The sequence below is a fragment of the Bacillota bacterium genome (assembly GCA_013178125.1).
Classification (GTDB): domain Bacteria; phylum Bacillota; class SHA-98; order Ch115; family JABLXJ01; genus JABLXL01.
Map to the genome: position 1 here is coordinate 14,509 of JABLXJ010000005.1, position 15,276 is coordinate 29,784.

Sequence of the window (15,276 nt, forward strand, 5' to 3'; positions counted from 1 at the left end):
GCCGCCGCATCCGTGTTCCCCGTCGGTATGAATATTGCTATAAATTGGGCCGAGGGGGGATAGAATTGATACCCGAAATCGAATATATGACGTGTTATCTTGACGGCAGGTTGGGCCGCGCAAAGGAAATTCTGCGCAAGCTGATTGCTGAGCATCCCGATTATGCCGCTTTTCACGCCGACCTGGCGCTGGTGTATTTGCAGCAATGGGAGATCGCTGAAGCGCGAGAGGCAGCGGAAAAAGCTCGGGCGCTTGTGGCCTCCGGAAACGACGCTACGCCGCCAGGCGAGGAGCTTTCGAGCGATACTTCCTCAAGCAATATGTCCTCCGGAGGATCAGTTCCCGCCCGTCCCGGCATCCTAGCTGCAGTCGGATTCGTCCGCGAAAGAATCGGCGACCATGAGGGTGCGCTGAGTCTCTATGAGGAAGCTAAGTCCGCTACCTCATCAATGGGTAGGCGACGGCTCTGGATCGACTATGCCATAGAACGGGTGAAGAAAAGGCTATCGGGCCATGAGGGCCTGGAAGAAGATAAGGAAGGCCAGAACGATTCTAGACCTCGACATGTCCAGGCTCAGCTTAGAATTTCATATTTCTTAGATCCAAACCTCGGCCCTGACGCGCTTCGGTTGGTATGCGAACACATGAATCGGCTCATAGCGCGAGGTCACAAGGTCTATGCAATTGCGCGGGTAGACAAGCTAGACGGGCTTTTGGCAGAGATCATCCGTGTGCCGGCGAGAGAAGAACTCTATGAAAGGACGCCTGATTCCGATATAGTCGTGGCGACATCCTGGAGGACTGCATTCGATGCGGCGCGGGTCCCCGGGGCAGCACCTTTCTATCTTGTGCAGCCTTCGCCGTGCCTCGAGCCGAAGAGGGGGCTAGCGGAAGGAAGCGGGGCGGAAAGCGCCGACCAGGCCTCAAAGAACCTCGAAGCCTCATTCAGGCTCCCCTTGAGACTCATTGCCTCCAGCGATTATGTGCGCAGCGTTCTGAAAGCGCGATATAACCGGAAGGCTGATGTAGTCCCTTATGGGGTGGATCTTAATATGGCGCCCAGCTTCCCTGGTAGGGTAGTACGGGCCGACAGTATATCCGGTACCAGCAGTATGCCCGGTGCCAAAGGTCAGACGAATGGGTCCACCGCCATGGTTCCGGATCCCAGTATGCAGGAAGTTGGTAAACTTCAAAGCGCAAAAGACCGTCTCACCAGACTTCTAGTGGTCGGTTCCGATGAAGATGAATGGATGGAAAATATCTATGCTGCGCTGAGGCTCATCGTCGAGCGACGGCAGAATGAGGTGGAAGTGGTCCGGGTTTCCTCATCCCGGCGGCTGGACTTTTCATTCCATGTAGCAACGTGGGTCGAAAACCCCGACAGTAGCCAGCTCGCCCGAATCTTCTCCGATTGCGATGTTTTCATCACGGGCTCTCCCGAGGGTATTTTCTCACAGGGAGCGCTGACAGCCATGGCATATGGCCTACCCGTGGTTCTTTGCGCGCGGGAAGAAGGGATTTCTTCGTATATGGGTAAAGAGATCGCTTCGCATAAAGAAGAGATCGCTTCTCATACAGATGGGGAAGAAAGAACCCGTATCAGCAATCTCGCGACGGGGCACGATATAGCGGAAGGATACACCGAATCTGCCCCATATCTGCTAGTGCTATTGAATGATGCAGAAGCGATAGCCAGAGCTATCGAAACCCTGATCGACGATGAGGATCTCCGGAAGAAGGTCGGCTCGAACGGTCAAGAGATCGTGAAGGCTCATACTTGGGACCGGGCTATTGACCAGCTTGAAGGGCTCCTCCTGGCTGCAGTAACCGATGTGCAATTGGCTTACCCTTCAGCCGCGGCGCTCGGGGTTACGCCTGCTACCGGGAGAGGCATGGGTGGTGATCGCGTCACTTTCGAATCGTCACCCCATGAATCAGTCTCCCAGGCATCCAGATTATCACCCAGGCGCCGCCCCACCCTCAGCCTCTGCATGATCGTCAAGAACGAGGAGCGCTTCCTCGCCCGCTGCCTCGATAGCGTCAAAGATGTCGTAGATGAAATGATCATCGTTGACACAGGCTCCACCGACCGCACCGTCGAGATCGCCAAGAGCTACGGCGCCAAAGTCTACTTCCATGAATGGAAGAACGACTTCGCCGAGGCACGCAATGCGTCGCTGGAGAAGGCGACGGGGGACTGGATACTGGTGATGGATGCGGATGAGGTGCTAGTGCCGTCAAGCGTGGAGGAGCTCTACAGGCTCGCTGCAGCTGAACCTAAAGCTGTCTACTGTGCCCGGATTGTAAATGAAACAGGTTGGGATGACAATCAGGGCGAGGGATATGGGTTTGAGCATTATATGGCGCGGTTTTTCCCGAATGAGCCGGGGATAAAATATCATGGCGCGGTGCACGAGAGGATTGTCCCCGAACCCGGCGCTGAGGTGCCGATCCTCGCGGCAAGCGGCATCATTATACGGCATGCCGGGTATCGGAATGACATATCCCTCGGAAGGACGAAGCGCCTCAGGAATCTAGAATTACTTGAAAAAACCGTAAAGGATTATCCTGACCACCCTTTCTATCGTTATTCTCTCGGCGGAGCCTATTACGAGGCGGGGCGTCTTAGGAGCGCCCTTGAGCAGCTGCAGATTGGGTATGAGACGGCTCTTAAATGGCCAGACGAACTCTTCAGCAGGGGAATCGTAGTAGCAATCCTACAGCTCATGTCCACTATAAGTGACGGACTAGAGGAATCAGATTTACCCAAACGTTACCTGGAGCACGCGCTGGCGATCGAACCCAATAACCCCGATACTCTCTTTGCACTGGGTGAATTCTATAAAAAGACCGGTGATTTCGAGAAGGCGATTGACTTCTACAACAAGGCTGCTGAGCCGGGTTCCAGGCAATTTGTAGGTATGAGTCATAACCCTTCAACAAACACATGGGGGCCGAGACTTGGACTGTGTGCTACATATTGTGCTATGCAAGAATGGGATAAAGCCAGAAATGAACTCGTCACCGGGATACGTCTTTTTGGCAACGATAAAGAATTCGTGACTGCATGCAGACGCCTTTCCAAAATCATTGGAAAAGAGAATAATCCCGAAGCAGGTCGGATTGATTCCTGTCTGAAGGAATTCCTGTCTCAACATGAATCTGCAAACAATCATGTTCTGAGCTCGCCTGTCGATGGCCTTAGGAAAGTAGAATCTAATAGCCAGCAACCATTGCAGCTCGATGAGAGGGCGATGCCTATAAGTCAGGATGGACCCGAAAGCAGCATCACTTTAATGGGCGGGAAGCACGGCGATAGTAATGAAGAGACCCTTAAAGCAGCGGCGACGGCTTACGACATGGGCAATTATACAGAAGCTATTGCGCTTTATGGGAGAGTGCTCGATATTGACAATGTAGGTAGTCCAGATCTTTATCTTCGATATGGCCGCGCCCTCAAAATGGCTGGATATAAGAGGGAAGCCTTGCCTGTACTACTGAAAGCGCTAAATTACCAACCGAACGACCTGATCCTCATACAGGAACTAATAGACCTCACTGCGGAACTCAAAGCTCAGGTAAGTCTCTAGCAAGGCAAACCGTGCTACGTTCGTGTTGATGATGAACATGGAATTCCCCCTAAAATGGATACCGCGGAGGTCTTATGACCCTCGCGGTATTTCGTCCTGCTCATGTTATGGTTCTGATGAACAACCCACTTAAATTACTACATATTTACCGGAAGAGGCTCAAGACCGCCTGCGGTGCCACATTCGCCTGCGCAAGCATAGCAGTAGCCGTCTGCTGCAGGATCGAGAGCTTCATTGCCTCAAGTTGCTCGGCAGCCATGTCGGCATTCATGATCCGGCTGTAGGCCGCCTCGTTGTTGGTCTTCGCGATAGTGAGATTCTCTTCCTTAGAAGTTAGGCGTGATACCAATGCACCTATCGTGGTCATTGATCTTGAAACTGTCTCTATAGCGCTATCCACTGTGCCGATGTAGGCATCTGCGGCCGTGTAGGTGCTAAGATCAAGGGTGCCATCTAGTCCTAAAGTGGTAAGATTCGCTGACTGCGCTGAGAATTCCGTGTACTGACCGCTTTCAACTCCAGTCTGGAATGTAAAGGCTCCGGTCCCACTGATCAGATCCTTCCCATTCCATTTAGTCTCTTTTGCTATTGTATCTATTTCAGTTAAGAGCTGGTTGACCTGTGCCGCTATTGCATCACGCTCTGCGCTAGACAATGTATCGCTCGCCGCCTGCACCGTCTTATCACGTATGGTCAGCAGTATGTCGCTGATCTTAGATAGCCCACCCTCTGCCACTGCGAGCAGGTTCTTCGCATCGCCGATGTTATCGATCGCCACACCAAGGCCCCTGACACGGTAGTTGAACTTGACCCCAATCGTCAACCCCGCCGGATCATCCGCCGCCTGGTTGATCCTCTTACCGGTTGACAGGCGGAGCTGATGGATGCCGAGTTTGGTGTTGATGTCTTTCAGGGCATTCAGGGCGTTCAGCCCTGCAATGTTACTAGCGATTCTTGTGAGATCGCTCTGTGCCATTTTTGATTTACCTCCTTCTCGCATATGTCCGGCCGTTCAGCCGATTGTGTAGACACAGTTTTTGATTCTAAAGCTTGAACCCTGGATCCTTGATCCTGCCTGCGGTGGCGATCATACCCGCAAAATCTGCGACATATGGGCACCGCTTTCTTCTCTCGTGCCCTCTCCTCTTGTCTCTTTCCGAGATTATCCACCTCCCCGCACCAGGATATCACTGTGTTCCGCGTCCACTATGTTTATCGGCATGTATCCAGGGGAGTTTAGCTTTGCAGGTGAAGTAGCTGAAAATTTGGCGCGCCGGACGAGGCGGTTGACGGGAATTTACCGAGATTTACAGGATTTACCGAGAATTTACAAGAAGAGGATTTGCGACGGTAGAATTAGAGAAAAATGAAGAGAAAGAGAGAAAAAGAGGAGAAAATGAAGGAAGAGGGGAAGAAAAAGGGACAAATGTGTTAAAACCAGGGGAAAACCGCCCTATTCCGCCTCCTCCGCCCTGCACACAAAGGAGCCGTCTCCGGCAGGATAAGCCGAGAAGAACCTCCTGCCGCACCTCGGGCAGGTGAGGGGCTCTACCGAGCTCGTAGCAAGGTTATAGAAAACCTCCTGCGTGTAGGTACGGTCCTTGTGTCTCACATCGAGCAGGGCTCTAACCTTCGGCATGACCTGGAGCACGACGCTGTCGAGCCGCGCCTCCACCCTCATCCTGTATTTATTGACCACATCCGACACACGCCGCTGTCGCTCCAGGCGGGAGGCCTCTATCTTAGCATCTATCCTGGCCTTCTTTTCGGTATCCCCGGCTGCGGCCGCAGCCTCCCCCCTCGCCGCCAGGTCCGCCAGGGTTTTTTCATAGAACCCAAGCACCTTTACGAGCTCCTTCTGGCAAAAGCCGCTTACATCCGCCTGGTACATGGCCAACCCGGGCCTGACCCTCTCCGGGAGGCGCGCCAGCGCGGCATTCAGGACCTCGCCATACGGGCGCCTCTCTGCGACCGGGACCCCCGACAGCTCCTGCGGGTCCCCGCCGAAGAAAACCCCCCTCGTTTCCGGGAGCAGCCCCGTGTCGTCTGCCAGGGTAGCGCTATCGATCGCAACGGTCAGGGAATCGCTAAACTTCTCATCGGAGATGTATGAGACTACAAATTGGAATACGGCCCTTTCATAAGCCTGGATGGACGTCGTCTTAAGGGCCGGCCTCCTGCAACGGTTAAACCCGACCTTGCTTTCGATTCTGTCCATAAGGTTGGGAGGGACCCTGATTGCGGAGCCCATGGCAAACTTCCTCGTTACACGCCCGATCTCGCTGCCGAGCGAGATAAACCTATCGAGCGCGGGGCTCCCAAAGGTCACGAATTCCGCTCCAGGGGTTTCTTTCGCTACGTCGTAATCAAAGGCAAGAACCGCAAATTCCGGGAGGGAAAACTTTCCTGCCAAGTCCTCTGGTAAAGCCATATGAATAAGAGCATAACTCGGAGTCTCAGTGACCCCTCCGGCCGCAGCTATGACATCACTGACAAACCTCTGGAGGTCGGCGCGGTGCCCTGCAACTGCTTCCACATATCCCTGCCCTTGCCCAGGCCCAGGCCTGAACCCGGACCCAGACCCGGAAGTCACCTGCTCAAAAGGACGCGCCGAATCGCGCGCAAGACCGGATGCGGATACGGATGCGGATGTGGCCATCACTTATCCCCTCCTCCCGATCCTAACTCAGAGCCGAAGATATTATCCTCATACATCTTCGTCTCTTCATACTGGGCCCGGGCTCGCGCCAGCCGCTCCCCGAGTTCACCAAACCTCTCCTGGAGTTCCTCCTCGGTCTTCGCCCCTGCCCAGAGGTCCATGATCGTATCCTCGAAGTCCTCTTCCTCTTCGATATTGCCCAGAATCATATCAAGTTCACCAACTACCAGCTCGAACATATTGATCTTCGCATCAAGGATGTCGAGTATGTGCGCCTCGAGGGTCCTGGCGGCCGACAGGTTGAAAACGAAGACGTCATTCTCCTGGCCGATCCTGTGAATTCGCCCGATCCGCTGCTCTATCTTCATGGGGTTCCAGGGGAGGTCGAAATTTACCATAACATGGCAAAATTGAAGGTTCCGCCCCTCTCCGCCCGATTCGGTCGAGAGAAGCACCTGCCTGTCCCCCTTGAAGGCTTCAACAGCCCGCTCCTTGTCCAGGCGGGGCATCTCCCCCGAAAACGTTGCGAATGAAACCCCAGACTTCTTCAGGAATTGAGCGAGGAATTCCAGGGTTGCCGTATATCCTGTAAATACCATGACCTTCTCGTTGATATTCCTCAGGAGCTTGAGCAATGCCTCAGCCTTCGCTGAGCTCTCTATAGCCTGTCCCATGCCGATGAAATATTCGAGCTCTTCCTTGGAATCGGCGAAGTGTCCCGACTCGCGCATGCGCCTCAGGGTCGGCACAGCCGCAAATGCGCTGGAGCCAGCCTCCTTCTGGAGGGTCTTCAAGGTGAGCCGGGCGGTTGCTCTGCTCGCCTTATGCACCTTATGTGCCTTATGCCCATCACGCACATCATGCGCATCATGCATATCATGTTCGTTACGCCCACGCTCGTTACGCTCGTCATGCTCATCATGCTCACTCTGCTCACCATGCTCGCCATGCTCGCCATGCCTACTATACTCATCATGCCCACCATACCGGGCTCTCACAAATTCACTTACCCTTGAATAAAACTCGGCCTCCTCCGGGCTAAGGGCGACCTGCACAGTCTCCGCCCTCCTCCTGGGAAGCTGGATGCCGCATGTCTCGCGGCGGTTCCGGATCATGACCTCCCCCATGAGGGTGCGCAGCTCGGTGACGTTCTTAGGTTTGAGCCTGTCCCCCCTCGTAATGAACCTCCGGGAGAAATCAGATGCCGTCTCGAGCTGGCCGGGGCGGAGAAGGGTTATAAGGTTGAAAAGCTCATGAAGGTCATTTTGCACCGGTGTCGCAGTCAAAAGGAGAATATATTTCTTCTTTAGCCCATTTACAAGTTTCCAATTGAGCGTGTTCCGGTTGCGGCACCGGTGCGCCTCGTCAACGATCACCAGATCGAAGGGGGCAGACTGGACCAGCTTGCTATGGGGCTCACGTTTTGCAGTGTCGATAGAGGCAACGATCCTGTCTATCTCGAGCCAGGGGTTCTCCCGCCCGGTGAAAGACGGGTCATCAGATGCAACAAAATCCATGTTGAATTTGGATCGCATTTCATCCATCCACTGGGACATGAGGGGCGGCGGGCACAGGATCAAGACCCGCTTGGCGAGCCCCCTGAGGATGTATTCCATCATGACGAGGCCGGCTTCGATGGTCTTGCCGAGCCCGACTTCATCGGCAAGGATCGCGCGGCCCCGCATCCTTCGGAGGACCTCTTTTACCGCCCCGACCTGGTATGTGAATGGCACGATGTTGCGAACGACATCGAGTGAGATGAGCCTGTCGAAACCCGGGCTCGTCGAGAGGAGAAGGGCCTGCTCATGCACATCCGCGCTCTCGAGGCTATCGAATCGCCCCACCTGGAGCCTCTCGAGGATGAGGTCCACGGACGCCCGATCAATAGAAATATCAATAGAAGGCGCGCTATTATCGTCCGGGGCGGGGAGAAGAAGCTGGTCCTTGATTATCTCGCGGGCCATCCCCTCTAGGTCGATGCCATTAACAACGGATTCATTAAGGCCCATAAATCGATCTGGTGATCGATCCGGCCGCTCCGGTTTACCGTTATGCCCCTCCGGCCGCCTCCCTGGTTTGTGCTCTGCTTTTTGCCCTATTCCCTGCTCTGGTTTGCGCTCGGGTTCCTGTCCTAGAGTTTCCCGGAAACGAGCCCCCTCTCGAGGCTCGACCTCCCTTACCGCCGGCTTCTTATCTATCGGCTCCTTCTCTTCCTCTGCGGGTTTCTTCTCTTTCTCCGCGAGCCCCTTCTTTGCCGGTTTTTTCTCTCCCGGCCTTTTCTCTGCCAGCTCCTCCTCTATCAGGGTCTCTATAACATCATCCGCGGCGCGGCGCCCCCGCCGGCTTACATTCAAAAACCACGAGAACCTTATGAAGTCATCGACATGAGCTGCGTCAATTTCCAGCGCCTCGGCAAGCTCGGCGCGCGTAGCGATTATATAGGTGTTTCTGACATTGAAAGCCTTCCCAATATATAGACGAGGTTTCCTGCGCCGGAGGCCATCTCCCTGGAGGCCGTCCCCAAGGATCTTCTGAAAAAACCCCTGCAAACCACGGGCATAGATGATTCCATCTTTGCAATGAAATTCCACATCGATCGCGATATCATGAGAAAGACTGACAAACGTGAGAGATACCACACGGACCCTCGCCGGAAGAGCCATCCGAAGCCCCTCATCTATAAGCATGATACCTCTGCTGAGTTGCGTAGTGTCCAGACGGAATCTTATGAAGTCGCGCGGGTGGACATGAACTCTGGACAAATGGAATTACCCCTATTCTCTCGCATATATTTTCGCACATATTCTTGCAATATTATACCACAATGTCACAATATCACGGCAACAAACGCCGTCACGATAACAAGCGCCGCACCGCGCACCGCAATGATACAGTGATACATACAATAGTAATATCATGGCTCAGCTGCAAAATTCTGATTCAACCATGGCATAATTCGCATAAAGGCCTGCATATGATACCGCTATGATGCTTCACAGCGCGCTATATTGCCGCCCGCAACGTGAACCAGAACTCGCTCCCGCGTCCGACCTCGCTCTCGACTCCGACCTCGCCGCCGTGCGCCTCGACGATCTGCTTGACGATGGCAAGGCCAATGCCCGTGCCGACGCCCTCAGCCCGGCTCCTCGCCTTGTCCACCTTATAGAAGCGCTCCCACACAAACGGGAGGTCTTCGGCCGGGATCCCCTTGCCGGTATCGCGGACGCTCACGCGCACATAGGATGCGGGGGCGGCCTGCTGTTTTCGGGGAATAAACGGGAAGGGGGGTACGACCGCGGCGGACAGGGTTATCCGCCCTCCGGCTGGCGTCGCGTGAATCGCGTTATCAATGAGGTTGGTGAGGACCTGCTCAATCCGGTCCCCATCCGCCATGACGAACGGCAGGCCATCCGGCTCCGCAGGCACTCGGTCCTCGATAGTTATGCCCGCACTGGCCGCGCGCAGGGCGACCTTGGCCACGGCGCTCTCGATAATCTCCTTCAGGCTGACCGGCGCCAGCTCCATCCTGATCTTGCCCGCCTCGAGCCGCGATAGATCAAGAAGATCGCTGAGGAGCCTGTTCATCCGGATAGCTTCATCCCGGATAAGCCGTAGATACTTCTCCCTCTGTTCCTCATCCTCCACCGTCCCGTCGATAAGGGCCTGGATAAATCCGCGGATCGTGGTGAGGGGCGCGCGAAGCTCGTGCGAGACATTTGCCACGAATTCGCGGCGGTTCTCCTCGATGCGGCCGAGCTGCTCGGCCATGTGGTTGAATGAGCGCGCGAGCTCGGTGATCTCGTCGCCACCCCTATTCATGGCTATGCCCCTATCCTCATGTGCATCTGCATCCATGCCGACCGGCACACGGCCCTTGAAATCTCCACGCGCCATCCGGGCCGTGGCCTCGCTCATTTGGCGGATCGGCAACGAGATACGGCGCGAAAGCGAATATGCCAACAGGAGCGAGATGGCTAGCGCGGCCAGGCCCGCATACAAGATATAGCGGCGGAGCTGGGTCGTAGCAGCCAGGATGCCCCTAACTGGAGAATTGAGGATGATCCCGCCAACGACCTCTGGCCCCCTCCATACAGGAATCCCGGCGGAGATCACCTGCTGGTCCACGAGTGAAATGCCGCCTTCGCCAGGCAGAGGCATGCGAGGCTGCATATGGCGCATTACCCTGGACAAGGGGGCCCTCCGGAGGACGACCTCGCCAGCCAAAATCCGTTGGATGTCCTCGTGGACGAGCCTCACCCCGCGGAGCCGCCCCCAACCGTAGCCGCGCCCCATTCTCATCTCCATTCCCATTCCCATGCCCATACCCGCGCCCATTCCTCCGTGCGACGCAGCCACAATCAGTCCTGTGCGGTCTATCACCCAGACGCGGGCATCGACAAATGAATCAAGCGCATCCAGGATGCGGTTAGTGCTCGCCTCATCCGCCCTGCCCTCCAGGAAATCGGCGGCGATCCCGGCGATCTCCTGACCCTTTGCGACAAGTTCGCGCTCCTTGGCAGCGAAAAAATAACCCTGGATGAGCTGGGATAATGCCAGGGCGGGGATGCCGAGCGCCACCACGATAACCACGATATATGTTATAAGGAGCCTTGCAAAGACTGTTCTAGGAAAAATGGATAGCGACAGGATGATTCACCTCTTATTCACCTCTTAAATAATCGCCTCATTAAGATAACCTTGAAGATAACCTTGCAATAGATAATTTTCAATCAAAGATAATCTCCAGCCAGTAACCGTAACCAATAACCGCCGCAACGACTAATCCTCTCCTAAAAGCCGCCCAATTAACTCAAGAGACATTTTTATTCTCTATGGCGCTCTCGGTGGCGCCAGCGCATAGAGGCCTACTCCAGCAACTCAAACTTGTATCCCACGCCCCACACGGTTTTTATGCGCCAGGAGTGCTCGAACCGCCCAGCCGCCCGGCGACCCACCCGGTCTGCACGGCCTGTGTCGCCCGTCTTGCCTGTCTCGACCGTCTCGCCTATCCTGTCTACCTCTCCTACCTGGTCTCCTCCGCCTCCCGGGATCCAAGCGCCCCTAACCCCTTCACTGAGCTTTTCCCTTATCCGTTTTATATGAACGTCCACGGTCCGGTCGTCACCGTAGAAATCCCCTCCCCAGACGCGCTGGATGAGCTGCTCCCGCGTGAACGCCCTCCCGGGGTTGCTTGCCAGGGCCCAGAGGAGCTCTATCTCCTTCCTCGTAAATGGCACGGGCTGGCCGTCCACCCGCACTTCGTAATCGGAAAGGCTCACCGAGAGGCCGGGGTAGGTCACGACCTGCTCCTGGTCCATCCCGTCCATCCCGCGCGGGCTCGCACCCGCAACGCCGGCGCCAGCTACACCAGGTACACCGCCCGCGTCACGGCCTGCACCGCCAGCATCACGGCTCGCGCCGCTGCTGCCGTGGGCGCCGCTGCCCTCAACGTCGCCTGCGCCGCCGCCGCTTCCTTCACAGGTACGCCTCAGGACCGCCTTGACCCGCGCGACGACCTCTATCGGATTGAACGGCTTGGCCACATAATCGTCGGCGCCGAGCTCCAGGCCCAGAATCTTGTCATGGTCCTCGGACTTCGCCGTGAGCATGATCACGGGCGTCCTGTTTCCATTCTCCCTGAGATGCTTCAACACCGCCCACCCATCCAGGTCCGGCAACATCACGTCCAGGATGATAAGCTGCGGCTGCGGCGCCGGCCCCTCGCCGCGCGCCATATGCAGGGCCTCACGCCCGTCCTTGGCGCTCACCGTCTGAAAACCTTCCTTCTTTAGATATAGGTTCAGCAGCTCGATGACGTTGGGATCATCATCAACGAGCAGTATTCTTACATCCTCTACTCCCATACCATACACCCCATAATATACCCTATATACCCCCATACGCCTGACCCGGCACAGACCATAGCCGGAAAATCCGGCCGAAAGCTGGTCGAGAAAAACTCCACCAACCGGTCGAGAAGATCGAAAAAAGAGGATGAGAAGAAAGAAGTCCTTTACTTCTTATCACTTCTCATCCTACCGTACATGAAATGATCCTACAAGATGCAAGGGTTTATGGGTTTACACGGAATGAACGGGCTATTGTAGGAGCATTGTAGAGGCCTATCTTTGGTCAATGCGCCCACCGCATCGCGCGCTCCACAGCGCGCTGCCAGCCGCGATAAAGCTCATCCCTGCGCCCCGCCGCCATCGCCGGCTCAAAGCGCGCCCCCAGTTTCCACCTGTGCGCTATCTCGTCGCGGTCGCGCCAGAACCCGACCGCGAGGCCCGCAAGATATGCCGCCCCCAGCGCAGTCGTCTCAGTCACCGCCGGCCTCTCCACCGGCGTGCCGAGGATATCAGCCTGGAATTGCGCAAGGAAATTATTCCGGATCGCCCCGCCATCAACGCGCAGGCGCAGGCCAGAGCCGGACAGGCAATGGCTGGCCTCATCTCGAGGATCCACCCCGTCATAGAGACCGGCCTCGCCGTGGAGACCGGCCTCGGCGTAAAGACCAACCTCATCGGCCATGACCGAGATCACGTCGCGGGTCTGGTATGCAATCGATTCGAGCGCCGCCCGCACAATATGGTCCCGGGAGGTCCCCCGCGTGATCCCGACGATCGCGCCGCGGGCGTACATATCCCAATAAGGGGCGCCGAGCCCGACAAATGCCGGCACCACATAGACCCCGCCCGTATCGGCTACCCGTCGCGCGCACGCCTCCGATTCCGGTGCCGACTTGATGACCCCCAGCTGGTCCCTGAGCCATTGGATGACCGCCCCTCCGATGAATATACTCCCCTCGAGGGCATATTCAACCCTCCCGTCCACTCCCCAGGCGATGGTGGTGATAAGCCCCTTCTCTGAACGGACCGGCTGATGGCCCGTATTCATTAATATGAAACAGCCTGTGCCGTAAGTGGCCTTTACGGAGCCCGGGGCGAAGCACGCCTGGCCGAAGAGGGCAGCCTGCTGGTCTCCGGCGTCCCCTGCTATGGGAATCTCGGCGCCGAATATCTCCGCCCGCGTGAGCCCGTAGATGCTGCTGGAGGGCAATACCTGCGGCAGCATAACCCCGGGTATGCCAAGGGTTTCAAGCAGCTCGTGGTCCCATTCCAGCGACCCTATATTGAACATCATCGTCCTCGACGCATTGGAGTAATCTGTCGCATGAACCCTTTCCCCCGTAAGGTTCCAGAGGAGCCAGGAATCCACGTTCCCAAAGGCGATGTCCCCGCGCTCGGCCCGCTCCCTCAGCCCGGGAACCTCATCCAGGAGCCACCTGACTTTTGTAGCTGAGAAGTAGGCATCGGGGATGAGCCCGGTCTTCTCGCGAATCTCATCGACATGCCCCGATCTCGCCAGTTCATCACATATCGGCGCGGTCCTACGGCACTGCCACACGATAGCATTATAGACGGGCTCACCCGTGGCCCGGTCCCACAGGATCGTCGTCTCGCGCTGGTTCGTGATCCCTATCGCGGCTATATCCCGGGAATCGATCCCTGATTCCCTGATGACCCTCTGCGCTGCATCGAGTTGTGAATTGAGAATGTCCATGGGCCTGTGCTCGACCCACCCGGGCCTGGGATACACCTGCTCGAATTCCCTGGCCGCCATCGCAACAACCTGGCCGTCAACGTTGAACAAGATCGCGCGCGAGCTCGTAGTCCCCTGGTCCAGGGCCATGATATACCTTGCCATAACCGGATGCCCCCGCTCTATACTTCTCGCTCTGGCTTCTCTCTATGTTTTCTCTCTTCATGCTTCCCACTACCTGCTATCCCTCTATGCTTCGATGCTTCGATGCTTCCTCTATACTTCCTACTTCCATACTTCCCGGCCACCTGTTATACTTCGCCTATTATACTTCGACTACTATAGCTATTCTACCTGCTGCCTACCATACTTCGACCACTATAGCTATTGCTATTATCCCTGCTGCATTACGGCTATTAGAATACCAGGATATGATGGGTTCATGCACACCGGAATATAGGTTCCAGCCCCTTAACCCGTTCTCGCAAGACTTCAATCTCGGCCGCTGAAATCCTCGTAAACCGCTCCCCGACATCGAGCGCGACCCGGAAGAGAGCTGGCTCGCCAGGCGGGATCGCCGCAGCTACCGGTTGGGAAAGCGTGAAACGCAGGGCCAGGGCGGCCAGCTCGGGATCGTCTACCGGCTCGTACCAGCACTTAGCGTATCTCCGTTCCCGCCCTTCCGGGACGAGCGTCCTGGCCATGGCCTTTATCGCCAGGCACCCCATACCTTTCATCTGTGCCCGCTCGAGCACCTGTGGACCAAAGCCAGCATTGAAATAATTGACCCAGTTGACCGGGAAGAGCACTGTATCGAATTCAAAGGCATCTATCAGCTTCAATGCTATCTCCACGGAGTGAGCTGAAAAGCCCAGGTGCCGGACGAGCCCCTCCTCCCGCGCCTCGATGAGCGCCTCAATGGCGCCGCCCGGGCCCATCGCCTGTTCGAAGTCCTCCTCCGTGGCCATCCCGTGCAGCTGATAGAGGTCGAAATGGTCTGTCCTCAGCTTGCGAAGGGATTCGCGAAGCTCGGCCGATGCCTCGGCCTTCCTCCTCTTGCCGGTCTTGCATGCAAGGAATATTCCATCCCGCCTGTGCTCGATCGCAGGCCCGAGGCGGTCCTCAGCGTTGCCGTAACTTGGGGCCACGTCAAAATAATTGATGCCGCGGTCGATCGCCTCGGCCACGATGGAATTCGCCTCGCCCTGCTCGAGGTTCATCACCACGATACCACCAAACCCGATTATTGAAACCTCCTCGCCGGTTCTCCCCAGCATACGCCTCTCCATCGCCATTATCCAGATGACCTCCTTCTCTCTATCGCCATTATTCAGATGACCTGCTTCTTGCCACGCTCATGCTCGTTGACCCTCTCATGCTCCCTGTTTTATGCTCGATAATCATATCGGCTATATAGCCTGCCCAGGGTGGTCATACTGGTCATGCCACGCCCGGGTGAGCGCGCCAGGCTCGAGACGGGTGTAT

General features: G+C 56.3%; 8 protein-coding genes and 1 pseudogene. 1 reads left to right on the plus strand and 8 read right to left on the minus strand.

Features of this window, described 5'->3' with window-relative positions; all coding sequences use genetic code 11:
- Positions 1–65 precede the first annotated feature (65 nt).
- The gene (locus HPY71_05615) at positions 66–3,590 is read left to right on the plus strand and encodes a glycosyltransferase (protein NPV52983.1); all 3,525 of its coding nucleotides are present in this window, start codon (positions 66–68) and stop codon (positions 3,588–3,590) included.
- Positions 3,591–3,735: 145 nt separating this feature from the next.
- On the opposite strand, the gene HPY71_05620 is transcribed toward HPY71_05615, so the two are convergent.
- The 8 genes and pseudogenes from HPY71_05620 to HPY71_05655 form a co-directional block, all read right to left on the minus strand.
- Positions 3,736–4,566, minus strand: coding sequence for a flagellin (locus HPY71_05620; protein ID NPV52984.1), 831 nt, complete (start codon positions 4,564–4,566; stop codon positions 3,736–3,738).
- A gap of 477 nt (positions 4,567–5,043) precedes the next feature.
- The gene (locus HPY71_05625) at positions 5,044–6,249 is read right to left on the minus strand and encodes a hypothetical protein (protein ID NPV52985.1); all 1,206 of its coding nucleotides are present in this window, start codon (positions 6,247–6,249) and stop codon (positions 5,044–5,046) included.
- Positions 6,249–8,912, minus strand: coding sequence for a DEAD/DEAH box helicase family protein (locus tag HPY71_05630; protein NPV52986.1), 2,664 nt, complete (start codon positions 8,910–8,912; stop codon positions 6,249–6,251). Before HPY71_05630 ends, HPY71_05625 begins: the two co-directional genes overlap by 1 nt.
- Before the next feature lie 340 nt (positions 8,913–9,252).
- Positions 9,253–10,839: a HAMP domain-containing protein gene (locus tag HPY71_05635; GenBank protein NPV52987.1), complete on the minus strand. Its 1,587-nt coding sequence runs from the start codon at positions 10,837–10,839 to the stop codon at positions 9,253–9,255.
- A gap of 275 nt (positions 10,840–11,114) precedes the next feature.
- Positions 11,115–11,576: a winged helix-turn-helix transcriptional regulator gene (locus HPY71_05640; GenBank protein NPV52988.1), complete on the minus strand. Its 462-nt coding sequence runs from the start codon at positions 11,574–11,576 to the stop codon at positions 11,115–11,117.
- Positions 11,577–11,732: 156 nt separating this feature from the next.
- A pseudogene (locus tag HPY71_05645) lies at positions 11,733–12,113 on the minus strand (response regulator).
- A 268-nt stretch (positions 12,114–12,381) separates the two neighbouring features.
- Positions 12,382–13,956, minus strand: a complete 1,575-nt coding sequence (gene glpK, locus HPY71_05650) for a glycerol kinase GlpK (GenBank protein ID NPV52989.1) — start codon at positions 13,954–13,956, stop codon at positions 12,382–12,384.
- Positions 13,957–14,231: 275 nt separating this feature from the next.
- Positions 14,232–15,080 (minus strand): aldo/keto reductase, encoded by an 849-nt coding sequence (locus tag HPY71_05655; protein ID NPV52990.1) that lies wholly within the window; start codon positions 15,078–15,080, stop codon positions 14,232–14,234.
- Positions 15,081–15,276 lie beyond the last annotated feature (196 nt).

What these genes read in the sequence shown, in the direction of transcription:
- HPY71_05640 (NPV52988.1), bottom strand. Translation starts at nt 11,576, where the DNA reads ATGGACGGGATGGACCAGGAGCAGGTCGTGACCTACCCCGGCCTCTCG.
- HPY71_05630 (NPV52986.1), bottom strand. Translation starts at nt 8,912, where the DNA reads ATGGCTCTTCCGGCGAGGGTCCGTGTGGTATCTCTCACGTTTGTCAGT.
- HPY71_05620 (NPV52984.1), bottom strand. Translation starts at nt 4,566, where the DNA reads ATGGCACAGAGCGATCTCACAAGAATCGCTAGTAACATTGCAGGGCTG.
- HPY71_05625 (NPV52985.1), bottom strand. Translation starts at nt 6,249, where the DNA reads ATGGCCACATCCGCATCCGTATCCGCATCCGGTCTTGCGCGCGATTCG.
- HPY71_05655 (NPV52990.1), bottom strand. Translation starts at nt 15,080, where the DNA reads ATGGAGAGGCGTATGCTGGGGAGAACCGGCGAGGAGGTTTCAATAATC.
- glpK (NPV52989.1), bottom strand. Translation starts at nt 13,956, where the DNA reads ATGGCAAGGTATATCATGGCCCTGGACCAGGGGACTACGAGCTCGCGC.